Genomic DNA, 22,885 nt, shown 5'->3' on the forward strand with positions numbered 1-22,885 from the left:
ACGCCGGTCACTATCTCGGCCGTGCGGCACAGTCAAGCGGCCGACGGTTGCGGCAGCGTGCTTTCTCCGTCGGTACTTGTCCAAATCGAGGAGTCAGCATGTCAGTCATCGAGCGTATCGAGGCGGCCGGGATCGTCCTGCCCGCCACCGAAATTCCCAGGGCTCTGTACGCACCATACACAGTACACAACGGCCTCCTGACGGTGTCAGGGCAGTTGCCGCTGAAAGGCGGCAAGCCCGAATTCGTCGGCAAGGTACCTGGAGAAGTCACCGTGGAAGATGCCCGCGCGGCGGCGCGGCTTTGCTTGGCCAATCTGCTCGGCTGGGCCGCAGCCGCAACGGACGGTAATCTCGAGCGGATCCGGGGCATCGTTCGAGTGGGTGGCTACGTGGCGGCGCAGCCGGGGTTTCATGACGCGCCTGCGGTGATCAACGCCGCTTCAGAGCTTCTCAACGAGATTTTTGGCGAGAGAGGGCGTCATGCCCGCGTGGCCATGGGGGTCGCGAGCCTGCCCTTCGACGCGCCAGTCGAGATCGAAGCCACGTTTGTCCTGGATGCCTGAGCAATGGAAACACAGACAAAAACCGGGTACGCCGACGTCCTGGTCGGCTTGCAATATGGCGACGAAGGAAAGGCGCGGGTGGTGGATCATCTCGCCGACGCCTACGACGTGATCGCGCGCTTCAACGGCGGTGCCAATGCGGGTCATACGATTGTCACTGCCAGCGGGGAATTGCGCTTGCGGCAGATCCCGTCCGGGGTATTGCATAGGCGGGTCGCACTCTATATCGGATCTGGCTGCGTCATCGGCTTGCAGCAACTGGCGAGCGAGCTCGAGATGCTCGCCGCATACGGGATCGATCTCGCCGGTCGACTGACGATCAGCGACCGATGCGCACTTGTCCAGCCGGTCCACGTGCTGCGCGATCGCAATGAAGGCGGACAAATCGGCACGACGGGAAACGGCATTGGGCCCTGCTACGCGGACCTCGCAGTCCGGATGCACGACGGCGAGAGATCCTCCTTCCAACTTCGGGACCTGTTGCGGGACGCCGACGAGGTATTCGAAAAGCTGAATCGGGCTGCCGCAATGCGCAAGGAAGGCGAACTCGCCAATGCCGTGAACCGGATGCGCGAAGCGTGGGACGTCGTGCGGCCGTTCGTGACGGACGATCCACTCTGGCTGCCGCGTCGGGTGGAACAGGGGGAAAGGGTTCTCTTCGAAGGCGCGCAGTCCGTGATGCTCGACGTCGTACATGGCGAACAGCCGTGGGTCACTTCCAGCCATACCTTGCCCTCGTATGCCTACGTGGGTGGCGATTTGCCGTGCAAGTACCACCGCAAGACGATCGGCGTGGCCAAGGCGATCGTCTCGCGCGTCGGCAGTGGACCTTTGCCGACCGAACTTGGAGGAGAACGATCCGAGCGCTATTGTGCCGACGCCGCGCGCTCGGGACGCGGCAAGGCCGACGAAGCCGCTGGGGCCAACGCCCTCGCGCTGCTCGCTGGGGACGACGATTTCGGCATCGGCATGGCACTCCGCATGCTGTCGAACGAGTACGGGACCGGAACCGGCAGGCCGCGCCGCGTCGGAGTGTTAGATCTCGCGCAACTCCGGCTCGCCGTGCACCAGTTCGGCATCGACGAGGTCTTCCTGAACAAATGCGACAGTCTGGCGGCATTCGCCCGCTGCGCGGACCAAGGCATTCCGGTCATGGTCGGTCAAGGCTATGCCGGTGGTCGCCATACCATCCGCTTCCCCGCCTTCGGTGAAGCGGCGATTCCGCTGGATCCCGCCGCTCCGCTCCCTCCGCAGTTGGTGGCTCTGCTCGCGCGCGCCGAAGAGGTCATCGGCCGGCCTCTGCGGGAGATCGGACTGGGCCCCGGGCGAGAGCAGATGCGCATGTTTGAAGAACAGCAGGAGGATATGAAATGACCGCTACAACACCATCCTATCTCGACAGCGCCATGCGTCGGACTGACCTCGCATGGACCGACTGGGAAGCGATTGAAGCGTTTCTGAAGGACGAACTGATCTGCAGGGTCGCCGTCCACGATGCGCCGTACCCCTACGTCACGGCGCAGAGCTTCACCTTTACCGGCGACGCGTTCCTGATACACAGTTCGCGCTTCGGCAAGCTCGCCGCCGCGATCCGCGCCAATCCGCTGGTCACGATCGAAATCGACCGGCCCGTCGCGCTGCTTAAGGCACCCAAGGGCCAGAATACGAGCCTGGAGTACTACAGCGTCATCGCCCGCTGCATGGTCGTACTGCGCGATAGTACGGACGAGGTGCGCGCGCACCAGTATCAGGCACTCGACAAGTTCCGCCCTGAGAAGGATTACTCGCCGATCGAGGATGGCGCGGCCAATCAGATCGTGGCGTATCGATGCGAGATTCGCGAGATGACTGCAAAGAAACGCATCCTCGCCGACGGACAGTACTCTCCGCCCGGACAGCTGAAGGCGCCGTATCTTCGCTATCCCTTCCAGGCGGGCGCCACACTATCCGGATTGGCACCGGAGGCGTTCGACCCTCACAGGTTCGCCCGGGAAGGAAGATAGCTATCGCTCCAAGTTTCGCTTTGCAAATCGCATGACAGGAGGGGTGCTCAGGCACCTCTTTTTTTTATCTTCAAGCCATTCTGCTTCGGCAATATTCCATGGCATCTGCGAGCTAGAGCTTGGCGTTCCGGCACGCGCTTCGGAAACGCATCCACGCGACAGTAGCAAGCGATATCGCGGCATCGCGCTATCGCTTTCGGCCGGCACTCCCGGTGCCGGCACAAGAACTACTGGAGACAATATGAAGCTCACCCATCTCGAGTTGATGCGCGTGCGCACCGGAGACCGTTTGGAACGGTTGCCGGTGTGTGGGTATCACCGATCGCTCTTCGCCATCATTGCGCTGGCGTTCTTCTTCGATAATCTCGACCTGGCTATGATGACGTATCTGCTGGGGTCTATTCGCACCGAGTTCGGGTTGACGTCCGCGCAGGCCGGCATGCTCGGGAGCGCCAGTTTCGTAGGGATGGGAATCGGTGCGCTAAGTTCCGGCGTGCTGGCGGACACGTTCGGCCGCAAACCGGTGTTCCAGGTCAGCATGATCATCTGGGGCGTAGGCAGCTATCTCTGCTCGACCGCCGACAGCCCGCAAGTGCTAGCCGCGTATCGATTGCTTCTCGGGCTCGGTATGGGCATGGAGCTGCCGTTGGCGCAGACCCTGATGTCGGAGTTCATCCCGGCGCGCCAGCGCGGCAAGTATCTGGCATTGATGGACGGCAACTGGCCGATCGCCTTTATCTGTGCGGGCCTGATGTCCTATTACGTGCTCAGTGCCTATACATGGCGAACGATGTTCCTGTTGGGGGCAATTCCCGCCCTCTTTCTGTTCGTCGTACGGCGCTATGTCCCCGAATCGCCGCGCTGGCTCGAATCGAAAGGCCGTCACGAGGAGGCCTCCGGCATCGTGGATCGTATCGAGAAAGTGGTCATGCGGAAATTGAAGCTGTCGTCGCTGCCGGAGATCATGCCTGCGCTGTCGGCTGCCGAGCCGGAGACCTCCGGTCTGCGCGTGCTCTGGTCGCGCGAGTACAGGAGCCGGACATTAACGGTCTGGGGACTGTGGTTCTTCGCACTGTTGGGCTTCTACGGGCTGAACACGTGGATCGGCGCATTGCTGCAGCAGTCGGGGCTCGGCGTGAGCCAATCTGTGCTCTACACGATCTACATTTCCATCGGCGGCATTCCGGGCTTCCTCTGGGCGGCGTTCGCCGTCGAGCGTTGGGGACGCAAGCCTGCATGCGTGACCACGCTCGTGGGCGGAGCTTGCATGGTATTCCTCTACGGAAAGGTCGCGGGCTCCAATCCGGACGCCATGACGCTCTTGATTTCAGGCGGCATGATGCAGTTTTTCATGTTCGGCATGTGGGCGGTGCTCTATACCTATACGCCCGAGCTCTATCCGACGCGGGCGCGGGCGTCCGGCTGCGGTATGGCGTCGACCGTCGGGCGGATCGGCTCGTTGCTCGGGCCGACGCTGGTCGGGCTGGTATTGCCGATCGCCGGTCAGGCTGGCGTGTTCTGTCTCGGTGCGATGTGCTTCCTTGCCGCGGCAATGATCGTCTACAGGTTCGGCATTGAAACGCGAGGGAAAGCGCTGGAGACCATTGCCGAATGACGAGGCCGGCGGCGCGCTGTCTGTTGGACACCACCTCAGGTGGCGGCTGCTAGTGCCCGAGATCGTGCTATCGACTGTAGTGTCGTTGCAACGAGCATCCAATTCGCCAGGTTCCCACCTCGCTGACCTGCAAGAGCTACTACGAGGCATGGGGCATATCCGAGGCCGCGTTCGCTCGACTTCAAAATGTGGTCGGCAAGGATCTGCACCTGGCGATGAACCTGGCGGAATCGGCTGGCATCACTCTATGGTTGCTGGATCGGGTGGTCCAGTATCTCGCTGCCACCGACAGCCACGCGATGCAACGATGGGGGCGGCACGGCAGCGTGGTGGCTTGAAGCCGGTCATCCGAGGTTGTCGGGACAGGGCATGCGACATGGCGAGTGTCGGCTTCGGCCTGCGGATTCGACCGGTCGATACGCCGGCTGTACGAATCCATCAATCCGTTGCATCGACCGGTTGAATCCGCAGCCCCATTGCTGCTTGCAGCATAGGCCTGCCAACGGCCGAATTGGGTTGTGAACCGCCCTCCGGCCTTCCGAGCCTGGAGGCCGCTTTTCGGCCGTTGCGGATGTTCGGCAGTTCCGGATGAAAGCAGCGCTGTACCGTCATGCAAACGTGTGCTTGCGGCCCGCAGGCGATGAATGTGGGCACTACTGTAGCTGACTTAAGCTAGCCCTCCCGCTGCTGCCTCTGCCATCAGGTTGACCAGCCCCTCCCGAATCAACATCACGCTGGGCGAATCCGCCATATCCCCTCGCGTGATAAACACAGTGCGGCCCGCCGGGAACGAGATAGCGTGGCGTACCGTACGCACCATGCCTAGCTGCGCGTAGTGCCGTACCGCGCTTTCCGGGGCCACGGTAAGCAGCCTGCTTTTCGCCACCACACACAGATTGGTGTGGAAGGAGAACGATTCGACCGTGGGACGTGGTGGCACGATGCCGATCGACAGGAAAGGCTCCTCAAACACCTGGCGCGTGTGCGCGCCGCGTGGCGTCACTACCCAGTCCAGCTCGCGTAGTTCAGCCAATCCGACCATACGCTTGCGCCCCACCGGGTGGTCCAGTGCGCAGGCTATGGCAAGACGCTCTTCCCACAGCGGCGTCACCAACAACTCGCTCGCCGCAGGCTCTTCCAGATCGGACCCTACGCGGCCGACCACGCAGTCGAGGTCACCGCTGCGGAGCATCCCGAGCAGCCCGGCCACGGTGGACTCGTGCACGACAAGCCTTGGGCAGTTGGGCCGCGCGGCGATAGCCGCCAGCAGCCTCGGCAGGGCAACCACGCCGACGAGCGGCAGCACGCCCAGCCGTACCACCGGTATCGGCGGCGCTTCTTCCATCGATTGTGCCGCTGCCGCAAGCGCACTGAGTGCGATGCGCAGGCGGTCCAGCACCAACAGACCCGCGGGGGCCAGCGCCGCGCCACGCGTGGTGCGTGCTACCAGTTCCGCACCGAAGGCGGCCTCCAGTTCATGCAGCATCTTGGTGGCTGCCGGCTGGCTGAGTGCCAGTTGTTCGGCCGCCGCCGACAGCGACCCGTGCTCCGCCACCAGTTCGAGGAAGCGCAAATGCCGGATGCGCAAGCGATCCAGCCGGGGCGCGCGCGCAGCATTCCGCTGGGCCAGGTTGCTGGCGTGAGGCGATATCTTGCTCATAACTAAACGTGATGACTGGATTATGAACTAATAATTTACAGGAAATTATCCAGCTCCGACAATGTTGGCACAAGAATCCATTCCGGATTGAGGAGACAAGCAATGCGCCTGATAGGCAAACTTCTGGCATGCCTGCCCGGCTTGGGCATGGCGATCGCCGCAGCAGGTACCGTGAGCCCTGCAGCGGCCGCCGCTGAAGCCAGTTTTCCCAACCGGCCGCTACATCTGATCGTGCCTTACGCTGCCGGCGGCGGGCCTGATATCCAGGCACGCAAGCTGGCTGAAGCCGCCTCGCGCGAACTGGGGCAGCCGGTGGTCGTGGAGAACAAGGTCGGCGCTGGCGGCATCCTCGCCGCCGAACTTATGGCCCAGCAACCGGCTGACGGCTATACCCTGATGCTAGGCGCCTCCACGCATGTGACGCAGAAGCTGCTGCAGCCCTCGGTCAGATTCGACCCCGTCGCTAGCTTCACTCACATCATCCGTTCCGGCTACAGTCCCTGCTCGTGAAGACCACCTCGCCCTACCGCACGGTGGCGGAACTGGTGGCGGCGGCGCGCAAGGCACCGGGCACGCTCAACTATGCATCTGGCGGCATTGGCAGTGCCGCCCATTTATCGGGCGCCGCCCTCGCCAACGCCGCCGCGATTGACTTGGTCCATGTGCCCTACAAGGGTTCGGTCGAGATCGTGCCTGCGCTGATCAGAGGCGATGCGGCACTCGGCTTCCCGGTAGCCTCGACCGCCGTGCCGCAGATCGAGAACGGCAAGGTACGCGCACTGGCGGTCACCTCCGCGCATCGCTTGCCCGGCCTGCAGCAAGTGCCAACCTTGAACGAGGCGCTGGGCCGAACCGATCTCGCACTCGATTCGTGGAGCGGAATCTGGGCGCCCGCCGGGCTCCCAAAGCCTGTGGTCGCGCGCCTGCATGCTGCCTTTCTCAAAGCGCTGAATGACCCGGCCACGCGCGACTTCTACCAGAAAGCGGGTTCGGTGATTGACCCCACGCCGAGCCCGGAAGCCTTTGATCGCTTCGTCGCCGATGAAATGACCAAGTATCGTCAAATCGTCGAGCGGAACCACATTTCGCTTCAGTGAGCTACACATGACCGCCACAGATATCTCGTTCTCTCCCCTCGCCGGCGTGCGCGTGCTGGATTTTTCGCATGTCATTGCAGGCCCCCTGGCAACGTTCTATCTGTCGCAGCTCGGCGCCGAGGTGCTGAAGATGGAAAACGCCAATGGCGGCGATGTGATGCGCCGGACTGAGAAAGGCCGACAGGGCTTTCTCGCTCTCAACGCTGGCAAGGACTGTCGTGACATCGACCTGGGCAGTGCATCGGGCCGGGCCGACGCACTGGCTCTCGCCGCCACCTGCGACGTGGTCGTCGACAACCTTCGCCCCGGCGTGCTCGAGCGCTTTGGCCTCGGCGTCGAGGCGGTCCGCGCGGTGAATCCGCGCGTGGTGTATTGCTCCATCTCGGGCTATGGCCGCGCAGGCGCCGACTGGTCCGGCCGGCCGGCTTACGACCACGTGATCCAGGCAGCCACCGGCATGGCCTTCCTGGCTGGCAATGAAAACGATCCGCCGATCAAGACCGGCTTCCCGGTGGTCGACGCAGCCACTGGCATGCAGGCCGCGCTGGCGATCCTGGCCGGTCTGCGCGAACGCGATCGCAGCGGCTGCGCCATCCAGCTCGATGTCTCCATGACTGGCGCGGCCATGCAGTTGATGTACTCCTTTGCCTGCGAAGCGCTGACCAATGGCACCTCGCCCGCGCGGGTGGGCAACCAGGGCTATTCGGGCAGCCCGACGGCAGACTTCTTTGCTACCAGCGACGGCTGGATCTCGCTCGGTGCCAATACGCCGCGCCAGTTGCTGCGGCTTCTCGAAGTACTCGAACTGTCCCACCTGGCCACCGACCCGGCCTATTTCGCCGAACCGCTAAATGCGGAATCGCCTGTCGCCTTCGTGCGCTCCCGCGATCCGGCTGCGCTCAAGACGGCCCTCGCGCAGCGCTTGCAGACGCTTCGCGCCGATGAACTCGAGGAGCGCCTGGCTACATGCGGGGTGCCTGCGGCGAAGGTGCGCAAGCTGGGCGAGTTCGCGGAGCAGGCGCTCCGCCATGGCCGCTTGTCCACCGTAGCGCTGCACGGTGACGATGCCGCGGTGGTTTCGCCTGGCCTGGGCTTCGGCGCTCGGCGACATCCGGGACAGTCTGGCTAATCCACGCAAAAGCGCGGCTCGACTCCCAAGCCGCCACCACAATCACAGCAAGGAGACTCAGATGCTAGCGGCAGCACCGACACGCTGGGCTGGATCCTGCGCCGGGTTAGCGGCAAGAGCGTGGCGCAATTGGTGGCCGAGCACTTCTGGGAGCCTCTCGGCGCCGAGCAAGATGCCGAGATGATGCTGGACGCGAGCAAGACCGAATGGGCGGCGGGTGGCCTCAATACCAACCTGCGTGACCTCGCTCGCTTTGGTGAAATGATGCGGCTGAACGGGCGCTTCAATGGCCGCACCATCGTGCCGGCGGAGGTGGTGACGAGCATACGCAAGGGCGGAGACCGCGCCGCCTTTACGGTCAAGAGTCTCCCTGGCGGCTCCTACCATGACCAGTGGTGGTTCGCCCACGACGAATACGATTCGTACAACTGCAGAGGGCAGTTTGGCCAGCGGGTCTGGATCGCACCGCGAGGTGAAACCGTCATCGTGCAGTTGTCGACAGACCCGGATACCAGCGGCTCGCTCGAACCGTTGCGCCTGCGCACCTATCGCGCCATTGTGAAGGCACTGCAGGCGCGCCAACAAGGCTAGCTAGCTGGAGCGAGGAAGCCGGCGCCGTTGGCGCCGCTTCAGTCTCCCGCTCAGCGCTTGCCGTCGAGCAGGTCGTTGAGGACCTCGTCGAATGCTGCTTGCGCATCTTCCAGCGCCTGCAGCGCAGCGTCGAAGGTCTGCAGCGCCATGTTCGACGGCTTGCCGCTGCCCTGCGGCGCGAACTGTCCCTGCAGCGCGGTAAAGGCCACCTGGACCTGGCGCGTTGCGTTGACCACGCGGTCCATCGCCTGCGTTTCTTCCGCGCGTTTTTGTTCGTCGTTCTGCTGGTTCTGGTCGGTCATGCCCTTGGCTCCGTACGCGGCCGCACTGGCCGCCGTTGATGTGGAGCGTATCGTACAAGAACTTGCAGGTGGCAAGCGCGGTCGAATGCGGTAATCCTGGAAAATGCTCCGGGAACCACAAACACCCCGCATAGCGCCGTAGCAAAGCAGAACAACCGTCAGAACCCAGCATGCAATCCCACACACGCAAGGCGCTCGCCGCCGCACTGCTGACCGCAGGCGGCTTTACCTGTTACTGGACCTATCTCACGCTGAACCAGGGCCGGCTGCTGTTCGACGCACGCCGCCGTCCCCCGCGGGCGCTGCCGGATGGCATTACCGCCTATTCGCACGAGGTGCCGGGCGGCCTACTGCGCGGCTACGTCTATGGCACGCAGGGCGTGCTGGACGAACAAAGCGGGGAAACCGTGCGCAGCGCGCGGACCGCGCGCGACCTGCTGTTCTACCTCCCCGGCCGTGGCGAAGACGTGCTGGACACCATGCGGCACCTGGAATGGCTGCCGCCTAGCGTGGGCTTTGCCACCATGGACTACCGCGGCCTGGGCCATTCGGACGGCCAGCCGTCCGAAGCGGCCGCCGTGGCGGACGCCAGCCAGTTCCTGCTGCACCTGCGCCGCAGGTTCCCGGGCACGCGCGTGCACGTGGTCGGCCGCAGCCTGGGCACGGGCGTGGCCATCCAGTTGGCGGACCTGCAGGATTTCGAGAGCCTGCAGCTGATCACGCCTTACGACTCCCTGCTGGAGATCGTGCGCAAGCGTTTCCCGCTGGTGCCGCTGCGGCAATTGATGCGCCATCACTTCGACTCGATTTCGCACTGCAAGAAGGTGGTCCAGAGCACCAAGGTGCTGCTTGCCGAGACCGACGAGGTCGTGCCCCACGAATGCTCGGAGCGCCTGATCGCGGCATGGCCCGGCCAAGTGGCACGGCAGGTGATACCGGGCACCGACCATTCCAACATCATCGAACACCGCGAGACCTGGCAGGCACTGGCTGAATTCGCGCTGCAGGTCGGCAAACCCGGCGCCCGGCCGATCGCGCCGGAGGCACCGCACGAAGAGTCGGGCGGTTTGACCGCGCCGGAAGCCCCGGAAGCCCCGGATGGCGTGAACGGTTTCCCGGTGTTTGCCCCAAGGTAGAATGCACGGATGAAAAGAGTCGCTGCAAAGGCAGCCAGCGCCGCTTTGGCGCTGGCTGCGGCCACCATATTGCTAGTTGGGTTCGCCGCCGTGGTGAGCCTTCGTCAACTTCCCGACGTCGATGCGCTGCGGGATTACCATCCCGACGTCCCGCTGCGCATCTTCACCAGCGACAACGTGCTGATTGGCGAGTTCGGCAACGAGCACCGCGAGTTCATCCCGCTGGAGCGCATGCCGAAGCAGATGTCGAACGCCCTGCTGGCCGCGGAAGACGATCAGTTCTACCAGCACGCCGGCGTCGATATCCCGGGCATCTTCCGGGCCGCGCTCGCCAACATCGGCGAGGGCTACGCCCAGGGTGCCTCCACGATCACCATGCAGGTGGCGCGCAACTTCTACCTGTCGCGCGAGAAGACGCTGTCGCGCAAATGGTATGAAATCCTGCTGGCATGGAAGATCGACCGTTCCCTGTCCAAGGACCGCATCCTCGAGCTGTATATGAACCAGGTCTACCTGGGCGAGCATGCCTACGGCTTCGGCAGCGCGGCCCAGGCGTACTTCGGCAAGCCGCTGGACGCGCTCTCGCTGGCGGAAACGGCGATGCTGGCCGGCCTGCCCAAGGCGCCGTCGACGATGAATCCGGTGGTCAACTTCCCCCGCGCCAAGCTGCGCCAGCAATATGTGCTGGGGCGAATGCAGGCGCTGGGCATGATCTCGCACGATCAGTACCAGGCGGCCCGCGCCGAACGGCTGCGGGTGGCGGGATCCGCCAACGGCCGTGTCGGCGGCCACGCCGAGTACGTGGCGGAGCTGGCCCGCCAGCTCGCCTACGACCGCTTTGGCGATGCGGCCTATACCCGCGGCATCAATGTGTACACCACGGTGTCCTCGGCCAGGCAAGGCCTGGCCTATGAGGCCGTGCAGGCGGGCCTGGACCAGTATGGCAAGCGCCATGGCAATGCCCCGGCGCCCGAGGCCGCGCTGGTCTCGCTGGATAGCAAGTCGGGCGCCATCGAGGCGCTGATCGGCGGCGCCGACTTTGCCACCAGCCGCTTCAACCATGCCACGCAGGCGCTGCGCCAGCCGGGCTCGACCTTCAAGCCTTTCATCTATTCCGCCGCGCTGGAACGCGGCGTGTCCGCCACCACGATGATCAACGACGCGCCGCTGGATGCCTCGTCGCGGTGGCAGCCCGGCAATGACGATGGCCGCTTCCTGGGTGCCGTCAGCGTGCGCCAGGCGCTGGCCGAGTCGCGCAACCTGCCGGCCATCCGCACCCTGCAGGCGATCGGCATTCCCTACGCGGTGGATTACGCCGGCAAGTTCGGTTTCTCGGAGCAGCGCCTGCCGCGCTACCTGCCGATGGCGCTGGGCACCGGCACCACCACGCCGCTGCGGCTCGCCGCCGCCTATGGCGTCTTCGCCAGCAAGGGCTACCGTAGCGAGCCTTACCTGATCGATCGCATCACCGACGGCACCGGCAATGTCCTGTTCACGGCGGACAGCGAGCCCCAGCCGCACCGCGTGATTCCCGAGCGCAACGCCTATGTGATGAACAGCCTGCTGCACAGCGTGGTAACCAGCGGCACCGGCGCGGGCCTGCAACGCTACCTGCGCCGCGCGGATGTGGCCGGCAAGACCGGCACCACCAACGACTCGGTCGATGGCTGGTTTGCCGGCTATGCCTCGGGCATCGTCACGGTGGCGTGGATGGGATTCGACGACAACCGCAGCCTGGGCCGGCGCGAATTCGGCGCCACCACGGCCCTGCCGATCTGGGCCAACTATATGGAAGGCCGGCTGGCCGGCCAGCCCGAGGAGGAATTCGCGGCGCCTGCGAACCTGGTGCGCAGCGGCGACGACTGGATCTATCCCGAGTACGCCGACGGCAGCCACGGCATCGCGGCACTTGGCTTCCCGCCGCCGGCGCAACCCGATCCGGCGGCCGACCCGGCCCAGGGTGGCACCGGCGAGCCTGTCGGCATGGCCGCTCCGCCAGCCGCGGACGGACCCGCGGCACCCGTCAGGGCATCCGTGCTCCCGCCGCCGCCGCTGGCCACGCCCCGTCCATCGCAGCCCAGTACCTGACCAGCGTGGAACGGCAGCGGATTTCCCTGCCTGAATGTGCGTGACGGATCGCATGCATCGGCCGCGAGCCTGGCGGCACAAAACCCTTTGCTATCGGGAATTCCACACGATAGCGGATCGGTGTAATCCCGCACGCCACGCGGACCGGATGCCGCTTTTCGGTACGAAACCGAAGGTGGAAACGTCCTGTACGCGAATCTACTTAAGAACTATCCCTAGGCACCGTGAAGGCTGTCAGAACTTAAGATACAGGGAACAGCCCGAAGGGCAGGAGGGCATCATGCGCCCGCACTATGCAAACGAAAATGACAGCAAGGATGTACAGGATCTGCTAGCGGCTTGTGGCTTGGCGGTTGACGGCGTGACCGAGCAGATCGGCAATTTCCTGGTTGTACGCGACAACGGTGGCCTGCTCGGCTGCGCCGGGGTGGAGAACTATGGACAAGTGGCCGTGCTGCGCTCGGTTGCGGTCGCCGAACGCGGGCGCTCGGCAGGCCTTGGCGAGTTTCTGGTAGCGGCCATGCTGGCCGAGGCACGCACGCGCGGCGTGCAATCGGTGGTGCTGCAAACCACCACGGCGGCCGATTATTTTGCGCGGCTGGGTTTCGAGCGCGTGGAGCGCGCCTGCGTGCCACCGGAATTGTTGAAGACGGCATTGTCCCGCGAGACCTGCCCGGTAACCGCCACGGTGATGCAGGCCGCGCTGTAGCGGTCCCGACGCTTCATCTTGCCGCCCTCCTCCCGCGTATCCATTGCGCTGTTGCGTGCAATGCACCCAGGTTGGCCGGCGCTGGCGTAGGATGCGGTTGTAGAATAAGTGCGAGTGTCTGGCGCAGGCCTGCAGGCCTCGCAAGGCCAATCGCCCATAATAATCAACGATCCCTTACAAAAGCCACGAAGCGCACGATATGGAATCCGACCACCACGCACCCCACCCGGACAAGGCGGCGGGTAGTGTGTCGTCCCGCATACGATCGCGTTTGCAGGACGCGCACGAGCGCTTTCACGCCAACGACAACATCTCCGCCTACGTCGAGCCCGGCGAGATCGACGAATTGCTCCAGGAAGTGCAGTCGCGCATGGAAGAAGTGCTGCGCAGCCTGGTCATCGATATCGACCGCGACCACAACACCCGCGAGACCGCGCGCCGCGTCGCCAAGATGTACCTGAAGGAAATCTTCGCGGGCCGCTACATCAAGCCGCCCAACGTGACGGAATTCCCGAACGCGGAGCGCATCAATGAACTGATGATCGTGGGCCCGCTGCGTGTGCGCAGTGCCTGCTCGCATCACCTGTGCCCGATCATCGGCAAGCTCTGGGTGGGCGTGATGCCCAACCAGCATTCCAACCTGATCGGCTTGTCCAAGTACGCGCGACTGGCCGAATGGATCATGTGCCGCCCGCAGATCCAGGAAGAAGCCGTGACCCAGGTGGCCGACCTGCTGCAGGAGAAGATGAGCCCGGACGGGCTGGCCATCGTCATGGAAGCCGAGCATTTCTGCATGCACTGGCGCGGCGTGCGCGATACCGATGCCAAGATGACCAACAGCGTGATGCGCGGCTCCTTCCTCAAGGACGGCAGCCTGCGCCGCGAGTTCCTGACCTTGCTGAACCGGCACCGCGACTAAGCCGCTGCGCGCGCCGCATGCAAACCCAGCCTTTCTCGTGGAGACAACATGCTAGTACGCCTGCTCTATGCCAGCCGCGCATGCCAGCCGGCCGATGCCGGGCTGGTAGACGCGATCGTCGCGACCAGCATTGCGAACAACCCCAAGCACGGCATCACCGGTGTGCTGTGCTACGGCAACGGCGTCTTCATGCAGGCGCTGGAAGGCGGCCGCAATGAAGTCTCGCACCTGTACCGGCAAATCGTCCGGGACGAGCGCCACGAAGACGTCGTGCTGCTGCACTACGAGGAAATCCTGGAGCGCGAATTCGCCGGCTGGGCGATGGGCCTGGTCAATACCTGCAAGGTCAATATGGCCACCATCCTGAAGTATTCCGCCCACGGCGAGCTCGATCCGTACCGCACCAGCGGCCTGGCCTCGCAGGCACTGCTCAAGGAACTGATCGCGGGCGCATCGATCATGGCGCGCACCTCGGAGCGCCATCGCTTCTGAGAGATGCCCTGCGCCGGGTTAAGCTATCGGCCTCGCGGCTAGATCGCACCCATGACCGAAATCCAGGAGAACTTGTGAGCGCAACCTTCAACCCCGGCGCCGCGGCAACGCTGCTGACGGATGCCTTGCGCAGCGGCGTGCCATTCCGCGACCTGCCTGCCGATGCCAAGCCAGCCACGCTGGCCAACGGCTATGACGTGCAGGACCGCTTCATGGCGGCCCTGGGCGATCCGGTGGTGGGCTGGAAGCTCGGGGTCGGCAGCGCCAATGCCATGCGGCGTGCGCAGCTGGCGCGCCCGCTGGTGGGCCAGGTGGGCGCATCGCGCTGCTTTGCCTCTGGCGATACGGTGACGGTGCCGCCGGGCGCGATGGTCACCATCGAATTCGAGATCGCGGTGCGGCTGGCGCGCGATGTGGCGCCCCTGCAAGCCGAGCTGGCACCGGCGGACGTGGCCGGACTCGTGCAAAGCGCGCAGGTCGCCGTCGAAGTGGTTCTGTCCCGGTATGAAGACCGGGCCGCGGTCGGCATGCCAGCATTTGCCGGCGACAACGTCGGCTTCCACGCGCTGGTGCTGGGCGCGCGGATCGATCCCGCCAGCATGGAAGACGTCCGCGACAGCGCCAGGGTAGCGCTCGATGGCGAGATACGCGCGCTGCCGCTCGCCGGCGACGACGCCATTTATCCGCTGGAAGCGCTGCAAGCCTTGCTGGCGCACGCTGCTGAACGCGGCGTTACCTTGCGCAAGGGCACCGTGGTCACCACTGGCACCTTGACCCGCCCGTTCGATGTCCCTGTCGTGGCGGGCCCCCATACCGTGCGCGCCACCTTTGGCGGCGGCGAACTCGTGCTGCAACTCGCACCGCAGCCGGCCTCCTGAGGCAGGTTGCCGGGCAGGTGACGGCGCGAGAGAAGGAGTCCAGAATGCGAAGACGCGCAGCCGTTCTGTCGATCCTGCTGCTGCTCATGCCGCAAGCCGGGCTCCATGCGGCCCGCAAGGAGAGCGCCATGCCCCTCACGCTGACATCCGAAGCCTTCCCTCACGGCAGTGAAATCCCCGCCAGCCATACCTGCGAGGGCGCGGATACTTCGCCGCCGCTCGCCTGGACCGGTTTGCCCGCTGGCGCCAAAAGCCTGGCCCTGATTGTGGACGACCCGGATGCGCCCCAGATGACATGGGTGCACTGGGTGCTCTACAACATCCCGCCCGCCACCACCGGCCTCGCCGGCGGCGTATCCCCGGCCGCTTTGCCCGCGGGCACCCGCCAGGGCGCGAATGACTGGCACAAGACGGGCTACGGCGGCCCCTGCCCGCCAGTCGGGCGTCATCGCTATCTCTTCAAGCTCTATGCGCTGGACGTGGTGTTGCCCGATCTGGGCAAGGCCTCCAAGGCCACGCTGGAGAAGGCAATGCATGGCCACGTGCTGGCGCAGGCGGAGTTGGCAGGCACGTACAAGAAGCGTTCCTGACGCCGGCGGGGAGCGCCGCCAGCGGCAATGCCCGGCCGACTTCCACGGCGTGATAATTGCACCACATGGAGATGCCACGCAGGCGACACTCGCCGTGCGCGTGAGGGCTTGGCATTTCCTGTCAATGGGCTAGAACTATCACAAGGGCCTGATTTTCGGGCCGCTTGCCAGAAGGAGCCTCTCATGGAACTCCATTTGCATATGCAGCCGCACCATTTCGCGCGCCGTGCGCCGGACTGGCGCGCGGCCGCGATTGCGGGCCTGGTCGCCGGTACCCTGTACGTGGTGCTGGAACTGCTGACGGCGCGCTTCGTGCTGTACCAGGGGGCATGGGGTACGGTGAAGATGGTGGCGGCCATCATGCTTGGCAGAGAAGCGCTGGCCTCCGCAGATGCGTTCAGCTGGACCATCGTGCTGGCCGCGGGCGTGGTGCACTTCGCGTTGTCGGTATTGCTGGCCACGATCCTGGCCATGATCATCGCGTCGTTCCGCTTCGATTCCAGCATCGGCATGGCGACCCTGGCCGGCGCGGTGTTCGGGCTGCTGGTCTACCTGGTGAATTTCTACGTCCTGGGCCGGTACTTCAACTGGTTCGACGAGGCGCGCGGGTGGGAAAGCGTGTTCGCGCATGTCCTGTTCGGACTGATTGCGGCCGATGCCTATATGAACCTGGAGCGGCGAGCGCCAGATTCACCGGATAGCGTCCAGGCCACCTGACAGGGCTCGCGAGCCGGCGCGGCACTCTGCGCCGGCCATGCCGTCGCGCGCATCGGCGATCAGGCGCTGCACAGCCTGCGCATCGCCGATGCTGTCGATTGCCAGCATGGCAAAGCGGGCCAGGAACAAGGGCGAGTTGGCCTCGCCCAGTTCCGTCATGGTATTGCACAGCTGCGTATAGACGCTATCGAGTTGAGTTTCGGTCATGATGTTCTCCTTGTCTGCGTGGCTGGTCGGTTGATGCTTACCGCTTAAGGGTGCAGGGCGCGGTCGATGGCAGCCGCGATCTGCGCGGCGCTTGCCGCGCGCCAGCGACCCAGCACATGCCCATCCGGGCGGACCAGGTACACGGTGCCGGGCCCGGCGCCATACATGGCGAAGAGCCGGCCGGTGTGATCCCAGCCGTGGACGTGCGGCAGGTCCGGATTCAGGTGCGTGGTCAGGGCGACGAGCCTGAACGGCATATCCCTGTCTGCCATCGCCCGCTCCAGCGTGGCAAGTTCAGCCGGGAAGGCGCCTTGGTCACTGAAGTAGAAGGCGGAGAACCGCGGCCCTACCAGATCGGTCAGATAGGCTTCCCTGGAGTTGCCGCGCTCGACGATAGTCAACGGGCACTCGGGCAGGACCGTGCCGGGCGCGGGCCCGGCCTCGAACGCGCCGGGCGAGCCCGGCGCGTGATCCGCGACATTCAGCGGCGATTCGGCATAGGCGATGGCTGAAGTCTGGCGCGGATTGATCAGGGAACGCACGCTCGCATGCTTGACCGCCAGGCTCAGCACGGCCTTACGCATCAGTTCGAAGGCGAAGGACGGCGGCGCCATGAACTCGGTGCTCTTGGTGCCGTAGCTCAGGTTCTCGTGCGCGGCAAAGACGCGCTCGCTGGAGTAGCTGTCAAGCAAGGACGCCGATGCCCTGCCCTTGACCACGTAGCCCAGCTTCCAGGCGAGGTTGTCCGCGTCATCGATGCCCGAGTTCGCGCCGCGCACGCCAAAGATGGGAACCAGGTGGGCCGCGTCGCCGGCAAACAGCACGCGCCCGTGCCGGTAGCGCTCCAGCGTGAGGGCATTGGCCTTGTAGATGGTGATCCAGACCGGCGACCAGTCGCCTTTCTCCCCCATCATCTCCAGCAGGCTGCGCACGCGCGGGATCACGTTTTCCGGCATGACTGCCTGTTCCGGGTCTTCATCGTCGCGCAATTGATAATCGATGCGCCAGATGTTATCCGGCTGCTTGTGAACCAGTACCGTGGAGCCAGGGTTGGACGAGGGATCGAAGAAGGCCAGGCGCTCGGTCGGCCGCTCGCTCTTGAGTTCGATATCGACGATCACATAGCGGCCCTCGTAGCTCGTGCCCTGCAGTTGCAGGCCCAGCGCCTCGCGGATCGTGCTGCGGCCACCGTCGCAGGCGACGACCCAGTCTGTGTCGAGCGCGTAGCTGCCGTCCGGCGTGGCCAGCTTGAGGGTGGCGCCGTCCGCGCGGGCGTCGACGGCGGTCACCTTGGTCTGCCAGCGGATGTCGATCAGGTCCGATCGCTTCTGGGCGGCGTCGAGCAGGAACTGCTCGATATGGTATTGCGCCAGGTTCACCATCGGCGGCAGCTTCTGGTTTTCGTCCTGGGGCATGGTGAAGTGCAAGACTTCGGCATCCCGGTAGTAGCTGCGCCCACCAGTCCAGGGCAAGCCGGTTTGCAAGAAGCCGTCCACCGCGCCCAGCCGTTCGATAATCTCCAGGCTGCGCCGCGAAATGCAGATGGCGCGGCTGCCCTGGCACACCGAGTCATCGGCCTCGATCAGCACCGAGGGCACGCCTTGGTTGGCCAGCCCGAGCGCCACGGCGAGGCCCACCGGACCGCCGCCGACGATGGCAACCGCGTGGTGCCGGGCTTGCCTGCCGCTGGCCAGTGCCGGCAGCCTTGCCGCATAGTGTTTCGCCGTGAACGGATACGGCTTGAATTCGATACCCATTGTTTGCTCCTGTAAGGCCACGCGCGGCCTTCTCATGGCCTGCGTGGCTTCTTTACCTTCCGTGGTTTCTAGGATTGCCGCGATGTCCGTGCTTCAGCTCCGTTTCTCCCGTACCGCCTGGATCGGCAGCATCGCCACCACGGCGGCGCCGGCCACCAGCAGGACGGCGGCATACAACAAGCCTGCCGAGAAGCTATGCGTGACGTCCTTCAGCCAGCCCACCACGACCGGGTTCAAGGCCGAGCCGATATTGCCGGTGGCATTGATCACCGCAATGCCGACCGCCCTGGCCTGGAAGCTGAGCGCGTGGTCCGGCGTGGTCCAGAAGATGGACATGGCTGTGTACGATCCTGCCGAGGCAAGGCAGATACCCAGCATCTGCACGACGGGATTGGCCGACCACGCCGTGCACAGCCAGCCGGCCGCGGAGCACAACATGGGCAGCAGCAAATGCCATTTGCGCTCACGCTTGCGATCGGAACGGCGCCCCCACCAGATCATGGCGGCAATGGTGCAGATCTGCGGAATCGCCGCGAGCAAGCCGATGGTCCGGTTGCTCGCATCGGCGCTGAAGCTCTTCACGATCAGCGGGGTCCAGACCGCCACCATGGCCAGGGTGTTGACCAGGCAGAAATAGGCCACCGCGAACTTCACCACGGTTGGCGAAGTCAGCTCGCCAAGCAGGCTGGGCCGGGTGCCGGCGGGCGCGGGATCGTCGCGATGCTCCGCGGCCAGCGTGCGCGCCAGGGTGGCTTTGTCATCGGCTGTCAGCCAGCGGGCCTTCTGCGGCGTGTCGTCCAGGTAGAAGTAGACCGCCAGCCCCAGCACCGCCGAAGGCAGCCCCTCCAGCAGGAACAGCCATTGCCAGCCTTTCAGCCCGAAGGTGCCGTCCAGGCCCAGGATATAGCCGGAGAGCGCGGAGCCGACGGCGGCGGTCACGGGCATGGCGATCATGAACAAGGCGTTGGCGCGGGCGCGATACGCGGCGGGGAACCAGTAGGTCAGGTAGAGCAGCATGCCCGGCAGGAAGCCGGCCTCGGTGATGCCGACTACGATGCGCAGCAGGTACAGCGTGCCCGGGCTGGTCGCGAACATTGTCGCGGTCGACGCCAGGCCCCAGGCGATCATGATGGCGCAGATCCACCGCCGCGCGCCGATGCGCGCCAGCGCCACATTGCTCGGAATGCCGAACGCGATATAGGCGATATAGAACAGCGTCGTGGCAAAGCCGAACTGTGTGCCGCTCAGCCCCAGGTCCTTCATCATGGTCAGCCCGGCAAAGCCGATATTGATGCGGTCCAGGAAGGAAAAGAAGAACAACAGGAAGAGAAACCACAGAAGGTGTCGCGAGACCTTGCCGATCACTTGCTGCTCGGTGGCGGCCGGCGCCAGGATGGGGGCGTCAGGCTCGCCGGCGGCTTGGCCCTGGCGAGCCGATGGGGTCGGGTGCATCTTGCATTGTCTCCATGATTGACTCTATGCCGGCCCCGGTGGCGGGTCTCGGTGCAATCGCATCCTCGCGCTCCGGCAAGGGACGCAGGGCGATGGAGGCAGTATGGCGTGCAGGGAGTCGCCCGCTGTCCCCAATTTGGGTACAGGAGGCACGGGGGATCGGGCGCGCTACAGCGGCTCAGGCCGCTGCTGGAGACAGGCAGAGCGCGAACAACTGGCGCTGGCTGGAGATGCCAAGCCGGCGGTACGCGCGCTTTTGGTAAGTCACGACACTGGCGGGCTTCACACCCATCAACTCCGCGATGTCATGCGCGGTCCGGCCCTCCAGCACGCCGCGGAGCACGTCCATTTCGCGCTTGGAGAAGTCCGGGCACAGGCCCCGGAGGCGGGCCAGCATCATCTGCGGAATGCCCATCTGGCTCTGTCCGCAGAGCGCGTAGTGGTGCCGCGCTGCATGGCCGATCAAGGGCGCGATGGCCTCGACCAGTTCGATTTCCCCGGGCCGGAAGCTCCCCCGGCCGCGATCCCGGTAGAGATTGACCGACAACCAGATATCTTCGGCCGGCTGCAACAGCAGCGCGAGCCGGTCGGACACGTTCGGATGCTGGTAGCAGGCTGCCCGGTAGCCCTCGTGCTCGATGTCTTCGCTGGTCTGCAGGTGCAGCAGGAGGCTGGAACCAGGCTTCCCGGGACGCGGCGCGGAAACGATCTTCTGGTTCCCATCGAGGACGTAGTAGTGCCTGGCATACGTATCCGCCACATCGCGCAAGTACCGTCCGCCGCGGTGATCCGCCACCGATACCGTGCGCGGCCGATTGCCGAATTCGTAGGCGAAGACGGTGCACTGCGAGATGGAAGCGACGTCGCCCAGCGTTTTCAGCACTTCCGAGGCAAGCGCGTTCGCATCGTCATGCCCGATGGCCGCAACCAGGCCCGTTACCTTGGAAAGGTCAAGCTGGCCGGCCAGCGGGGGACGATCGAGACGCCAGTAGCGCATGATGGCTTGATTCGGAAATCCTTGGAAGGCACCTGATTCTAGACCCGCGCTGCTTGCAAAGCGCCGGATTTTTGGCACGTTCGTTCACGCTGGCCAGCGCCCACCGCCGTGAACGGATCGGCATCGATGAATTGCTGCACCGCATCAAGGCTGTCGACATCCTCGATATAGAAACCGCAGCCAACGTCGCTGCGCGCTTCCAAGCCCCGGAAAAGCTGGAATTCAGGCTTGACAAAAGACCCGGATTTTGTGCGCCACCGTCTCCTGCCGCACAGTGTTATCCACACTTTGTGTGGATAACACTGTCGACAAGCTCCGCAAATGGCTCTGGCATGCGGACCCCATCGGACTGCCCACAAAACGGGCAACTATGCGGCGCCGGCGCGCCGGGCGATTTGCCGGCGCGGGCTACATCGGAATTACGCCGCAGTCAACGGAGAAATTAGAGGGAGTTGTCCAGCACTTCGCGGGCAGCCAGCTTGGCCGCGGCGTCGCGCAGTGCGGTGCGCAGGCCTTCTTCCACCACCGGGTGGTAGTACGGCATGGCCAGCATCTGGTCGATGGTGAGCGATTGCTGGTAAGCCCAGGCCAGCAAGTGCGCGATGTTCTCGGCGCGCGGGCCGGTCCATTCCGCGCCGAGGAAGCGTCCGCTTTCCTTGTCGGCATAGACGTGCATCAGGCCCCGGTTCTTGAGCATCACGCGGCTGCGGCCCTGGTCCTCGAAGCTGACCTCGCCCGTGACAAAGCGTTCCGGAGCCAGGTCGGCATGGCGCTGGCCCACCATGGCGATCTGCGGATCGCTGAACACCACGCCAATCGGCGCGCGGCGCGCCAGCGGCCGCACTTCCGGGTAGGCCGCCGCGTTCTCGCCGGCCGACTTGCCTTCGTCTGCCGCCTCGTGCAGCAACGGCAGGATGTCGTTGGCGTCGCCGGCGATAAAGACCGGCGCCGAGCCGCATTGCAGGGTGGCCGGATCGAATACCGGCACGCCGCGCTGATCCAGTTCCAGCCCGGCATGCTCCAGGCCCAGGCCGCGCACATTGGGCTGGCGGCCGGTGGCGGCAAGCACGTAGTCGAAGCGCTCGGTGACGATGCTCCCCGAGAGATCGGTAAAGCTGATCACCGCCTCGTCGCCTTCGCGGCGCATCTCGCCAAGGTTCGCGTCCGGATCCAGGTAGAACTCCTCGCGGAAGTTCGCCACGGCATTGGCCTTGATGGCCGGATCGGTGAGCGGCCCCACGCCACCGCGCAGGCCGAACACGCGCACCTGCACACCCAGGCGGGACAGCGCCTGGCCAAGCTCCAGCCCGATCACGCCGGGCCCGAACACGGCCACGCGGCGCGGCAGGTCGTCCCAGGCGAAGACATCGTCGTTGACCACGAGGCGGTCGCCGAACACCTTGAACGGCGGCGGCACCATGGGGCTGGAGCCGGTCGCGATCACTACGCGGCTGGCGCGCACGGTGGTGTGCTCGCCAACCTGCAGCAGGGTGTTGTCGATGAAACGGGCATAGCCGCTCACCTTGTCCTCGGCGGGAATGCCATCCACGCCACGCACCACGAAACCGACAAAGCGGTCGCGCTCGCGCTTGACCCGCGCCATGACTTCTCGCCCGTCAACGCGGATTTCGCCGTCCACGTGCACGCCGAATGATGCCGTGTGGCGCAGTTCGTGAGCGGCATCGGCCGCGGCGATCAGCAGCTTGGAAGGCATGCAGCCGACGCGGGCGCAGGTGGTGCCATAGGGGCCGCCCTCGATGATGACGGCGCGCTTGCCGGCGGCGCGGGCCGCGCGGTACGCGGCCAGGCCAGCCGTGCCGGCGCCGATCACGGCAACGTCGGTTTGAATGGTTTGAATGGTCTGCACGGTCTGCGCGGTTTGCGCGGTTTGCGCGGTTTGCGCGGTTTGCGCGGTTTGCCTGGAGCTCATGTCAGTGTCCCTGGTGAAGCGTGTCAATCAACGGACCCGATGGCACCGGGCGG

The 22,885-nt window shown here is 64.9% G+C and carries 21 protein-coding genes and 2 pseudogenes; 15 read left to right on the forward strand and 8 right to left on the reverse strand.

The annotated features are described in order from the left end of the window. Positions 1 to 98 precede the first annotated feature (98 nt). The 4 genes from AC1DQ3_RS18750 to AC1DQ3_RS18765 all read left to right on the forward strand — a co-directional run bounded on the left by AC1DQ3_RS18750 (position 99) and on the right by AC1DQ3_RS18765 (position 4,181). Complete coding sequence (locus tag AC1DQ3_RS18750) at positions 99 to 563, forward strand: RidA family protein (protein WP_477121657.1); 465 nt, start codon at positions 99 to 101, stop codon at positions 561 to 563. 3 nt (positions 564 to 566) lie between these two features. After that, positions 567 to 1,937, forward strand: coding sequence for an adenylosuccinate synthetase (locus tag AC1DQ3_RS18755; protein ID WP_477121658.1), 1,371 nt, complete (start codon positions 567 to 569; stop codon positions 1,935 to 1,937). Continuing rightward, positions 1,934 to 2,566 carry a pyridoxamine 5'-phosphate oxidase family protein gene (locus AC1DQ3_RS18760; RefSeq protein ID WP_477121659.1) on the forward strand — a complete coding sequence of 211 codons (633 nt, stop codon included), beginning with the start codon at positions 1,934 to 1,936 and terminating at the stop codon, positions 2,564 to 2,566. The genes AC1DQ3_RS18755 and AC1DQ3_RS18760 overlap by 4 nt, the downstream gene beginning before the upstream one ends. Before the next feature lie 241 nt (positions 2,567 to 2,807). Beyond that, the gene (locus AC1DQ3_RS18765) at positions 2,808 to 4,181 is read left to right on the forward strand and encodes an MFS transporter (RefSeq protein WP_477121660.1); all 1,374 of its coding nucleotides are present in this window, start codon (positions 2,808 to 2,810) and stop codon (positions 4,179 to 4,181) included. Positions 4,182 to 4,848: 667 nt separating this feature from the next. Here the strand turns inward: AC1DQ3_RS18765 and AC1DQ3_RS18770 are convergent. Then, positions 4,849 to 5,841, reverse strand: a complete 993-nt coding sequence (locus AC1DQ3_RS18770) for a LysR family transcriptional regulator (protein WP_477121661.1) — start codon at positions 5,839 to 5,841, stop codon at positions 4,849 to 4,851. A gap of 102 nt (positions 5,842 to 5,943) precedes the next feature. On the opposite strand from AC1DQ3_RS18770, the pseudogene AC1DQ3_RS18775 reads away from it, so the two are divergent. From AC1DQ3_RS18775 to AC1DQ3_RS18785, 3 genes and pseudogenes are all read left to right on the forward strand, one after another. Next, a pseudogene (locus AC1DQ3_RS18775) lies at positions 5,944 to 6,938 on the forward strand (Bug family tripartite tricarboxylate transporter substrate binding protein). A 7-nt stretch (positions 6,939 to 6,945) separates the two neighbouring features. Beyond that, positions 6,946 to 8,067, forward strand: a complete 1,122-nt coding sequence (locus AC1DQ3_RS18780) for a CaiB/BaiF CoA transferase family protein (RefSeq protein ID WP_477121662.1) — start codon at positions 6,946 to 6,948, stop codon at positions 8,065 to 8,067. Positions 8,068 to 8,100: 33 nt separating this feature from the next. Next, positions 8,101 to 8,658, forward strand: a pseudogene (locus tag AC1DQ3_RS18785) (serine hydrolase); the annotation flags it as partial. A gap of 50 nt (positions 8,659 to 8,708) precedes the next feature. Here AC1DQ3_RS18785 and AC1DQ3_RS18790 read toward each other — a convergent pair. Beyond that, positions 8,709 to 8,960 carry a hypothetical protein gene (locus AC1DQ3_RS18790; RefSeq protein ID WP_477121663.1) on the reverse strand — a complete coding sequence of 84 codons (252 nt, stop codon included), beginning with the start codon at positions 8,958 to 8,960 and terminating at the stop codon, positions 8,709 to 8,711. Positions 8,961 to 9,130: 170 nt separating this feature from the next. Here AC1DQ3_RS18790 and AC1DQ3_RS18795 point away from each other — a divergent pair, with 170 nt between their 5' ends. The 8 genes from AC1DQ3_RS18795 (at position 9,131) to AC1DQ3_RS18830 (ending at position 16,489) form a co-directional block, all read left to right on the forward strand. Next, a complete protein-coding gene (locus AC1DQ3_RS18795; RefSeq protein WP_477121664.1) occupies positions 9,131 to 10,096 on the forward strand; it encodes an alpha/beta hydrolase in 966 nt (321 codons plus the stop codon). A 9-nt stretch (positions 10,097 to 10,105) separates the two neighbouring features. Continuing rightward, positions 10,106 to 12,184, forward strand: a complete 2,079-nt coding sequence (locus tag AC1DQ3_RS18800; protein ID WP_477121665.1) for a penicillin-binding protein 1A — start codon at positions 10,106 to 10,108, stop codon at positions 12,182 to 12,184. Positions 12,185 to 12,464: 280 nt separating this feature from the next. Further along, positions 12,465 to 12,893 (forward strand): arsenic resistance N-acetyltransferase ArsN2, encoded by a 429-nt coding sequence (gene arsN2, locus AC1DQ3_RS18805; RefSeq protein ID WP_477121666.1) that lies wholly within the window; start codon positions 12,465 to 12,467, stop codon positions 12,891 to 12,893. A gap of 199 nt (positions 12,894 to 13,092) precedes the next feature. After that, on the forward strand, positions 13,093 to 13,812 hold the full coding sequence (folE, locus tag AC1DQ3_RS18810; RefSeq protein ID WP_477121667.1) for a GTP cyclohydrolase I: 720 nt from the start codon (positions 13,093 to 13,095) through the stop codon (positions 13,810 to 13,812). Positions 13,813 to 13,860: 48 nt separating this feature from the next. Next, the gene (locus tag AC1DQ3_RS18815) at positions 13,861 to 14,304 is read left to right on the forward strand and encodes a BLUF domain-containing protein (protein WP_477121668.1); all 444 of its coding nucleotides are present in this window, start codon (positions 13,861 to 13,863) and stop codon (positions 14,302 to 14,304) included. A gap of 74 nt (positions 14,305 to 14,378) precedes the next feature. Next, positions 14,379 to 15,182 (forward strand): fumarylacetoacetate hydrolase family protein, encoded by an 804-nt coding sequence (locus AC1DQ3_RS18820; RefSeq protein ID WP_477121669.1) that lies wholly within the window; start codon positions 14,379 to 14,381, stop codon positions 15,180 to 15,182. A gap of 128 nt (positions 15,183 to 15,310) precedes the next feature. Then, positions 15,311 to 15,772 carry a YbhB/YbcL family Raf kinase inhibitor-like protein gene (locus AC1DQ3_RS18825; protein ID WP_477121724.1) on the forward strand — a complete coding sequence of 154 codons (462 nt, stop codon included), beginning with the start codon at positions 15,311 to 15,313 and terminating at the stop codon, positions 15,770 to 15,772. 183 nt (positions 15,773 to 15,955) lie between these two features. Continuing rightward, positions 15,956 to 16,489, forward strand: a complete 534-nt coding sequence (locus AC1DQ3_RS18830) for a hypothetical protein (RefSeq protein WP_477121670.1) — start codon at positions 15,956 to 15,958, stop codon at positions 16,487 to 16,489. Here AC1DQ3_RS18830 and AC1DQ3_RS18835 read toward each other — a convergent pair. From AC1DQ3_RS18835 to AC1DQ3_RS18860, 6 genes are all read right to left on the reverse strand, one after another. Continuing rightward, positions 16,463 to 16,696: a hypothetical protein gene (locus AC1DQ3_RS18835; RefSeq protein ID WP_477121671.1), complete on the reverse strand. Its 234-nt coding sequence runs from the start codon at positions 16,694 to 16,696 to the stop codon at positions 16,463 to 16,465. The two genes, AC1DQ3_RS18830 and AC1DQ3_RS18835, sit on opposite strands and share 27 nt — an antisense overlap. A 44-nt stretch (positions 16,697 to 16,740) precedes the next feature. Next, on the reverse strand, positions 16,741 to 18,453 hold the full coding sequence (locus AC1DQ3_RS18840) for an FAD-dependent oxidoreductase (protein ID WP_477121672.1): 1,713 nt from the start codon (positions 18,451 to 18,453) through the stop codon (positions 16,741 to 16,743). A gap of 93 nt (positions 18,454 to 18,546) precedes the next feature. Then, positions 18,547 to 19,905, reverse strand: a complete 1,359-nt coding sequence (locus AC1DQ3_RS18845; RefSeq protein ID WP_477121673.1) for an MFS transporter — start codon at positions 19,903 to 19,905, stop codon at positions 18,547 to 18,549. Positions 19,906 to 20,083: 178 nt separating this feature from the next. After that, on the reverse strand, positions 20,084 to 20,902 hold the full coding sequence (locus tag AC1DQ3_RS18850; protein ID WP_477121674.1) for a helix-turn-helix transcriptional regulator: 819 nt from the start codon (positions 20,900 to 20,902) through the stop codon (positions 20,084 to 20,086). A 38-nt stretch (positions 20,903 to 20,940) separates the two neighbouring features. Then, complete coding sequence (locus AC1DQ3_RS18855; protein ID WP_477121675.1) at positions 20,941 to 21,105, reverse strand: YciI family protein; 165 nt, start codon at positions 21,103 to 21,105, stop codon at positions 20,941 to 20,943. A gap of 239 nt (positions 21,106 to 21,344) precedes the next feature. Continuing rightward, positions 21,345 to 22,760 carry a dihydrolipoyl dehydrogenase gene (locus AC1DQ3_RS18860; protein WP_477121725.1) on the reverse strand — a complete coding sequence of 472 codons (1,416 nt, stop codon included), beginning with the start codon at positions 22,758 to 22,760 and terminating at the stop codon, positions 21,345 to 21,347. Between the last annotated feature and the right edge of the window lie 125 nt (positions 22,761 to 22,885).

It is taken from the genome of Cupriavidus sp. 01T418, assembly GCF_056398885.1.

Coding starts and splice junctions, on each gene's coding strand:
- AC1DQ3_RS18750 (WP_477121657.1), top strand. CDS start 99: ATGTCAGTCATCGAGCGTATCGAGGCGGCCGGGATCGTCCTGCCCGCC.
- AC1DQ3_RS18790 (WP_477121663.1), bottom strand. CDS start 8,960: ATGACCGACCAGAACCAGCAGAACGACGAACAAAAACGCGCGGAAGAA.
- AC1DQ3_RS18850 (WP_477121674.1), bottom strand. CDS start 20,902: ATGCGCTACTGGCGTCTCGATCGTCCCCCGCTGGCCGGCCAGCTTGAC.
- AC1DQ3_RS18835 (WP_477121671.1), bottom strand. CDS start 16,696: ATGACCGAAACTCAACTCGATAGCGTCTATACGCAGCTGTGCAATACC.
- folE (WP_477121667.1), top strand. CDS start 13,093: ATGGAATCCGACCACCACGCACCCCACCCGGACAAGGCGGCGGGTAGT.
- AC1DQ3_RS18830 (WP_477121670.1), top strand. CDS start 15,956: ATGGAACTCCATTTGCATATGCAGCCGCACCATTTCGCGCGCCGTGCG.
- AC1DQ3_RS18825 (WP_477121724.1), top strand. CDS start 15,311: ATGCCCCTCACGCTGACATCCGAAGCCTTCCCTCACGGCAGTGAAATC.
- AC1DQ3_RS18760 (WP_477121659.1), top strand. CDS start 1,934: ATGACCGCTACAACACCATCCTATCTCGACAGCGCCATGCGTCGGACT.
- AC1DQ3_RS18770 (WP_477121661.1), bottom strand. CDS start 5,841: ATGAGCAAGATATCGCCTCACGCCAGCAACCTGGCCCAGCGGAATGCT.
- AC1DQ3_RS18795 (WP_477121664.1), top strand. CDS start 9,131: ATGCAATCCCACACACGCAAGGCGCTCGCCGCCGCACTGCTGACCGCA.
- AC1DQ3_RS18815 (WP_477121668.1), top strand. CDS start 13,861: ATGCTAGTACGCCTGCTCTATGCCAGCCGCGCATGCCAGCCGGCCGAT.
- AC1DQ3_RS18765 (WP_477121660.1), top strand. CDS start 2,808: ATGAAGCTCACCCATCTCGAGTTGATGCGCGTGCGCACCGGAGACCGT.
- AC1DQ3_RS18845 (WP_477121673.1), bottom strand. CDS start 19,905: ATGCACCCGACCCCATCGGCTCGCCAGGGCCAAGCCGCCGGCGAGCCT.
- AC1DQ3_RS18755 (WP_477121658.1), top strand. CDS start 567: ATGGAAACACAGACAAAAACCGGGTACGCCGACGTCCTGGTCGGCTTG.
- AC1DQ3_RS18800 (WP_477121665.1), top strand. CDS start 10,106: ATGAAAAGAGTCGCTGCAAAGGCAGCCAGCGCCGCTTTGGCGCTGGCT.
- AC1DQ3_RS18840 (WP_477121672.1), bottom strand. CDS start 18,453: ATGGGTATCGAATTCAAGCCGTATCCGTTCACGGCGAAACACTATGCG.
- AC1DQ3_RS18780 (WP_477121662.1), top strand. CDS start 6,946: ATGACCGCCACAGATATCTCGTTCTCTCCCCTCGCCGGCGTGCGCGTG.
- arsN2 (WP_477121666.1), top strand. CDS start 12,465: ATGCGCCCGCACTATGCAAACGAAAATGACAGCAAGGATGTACAGGAT.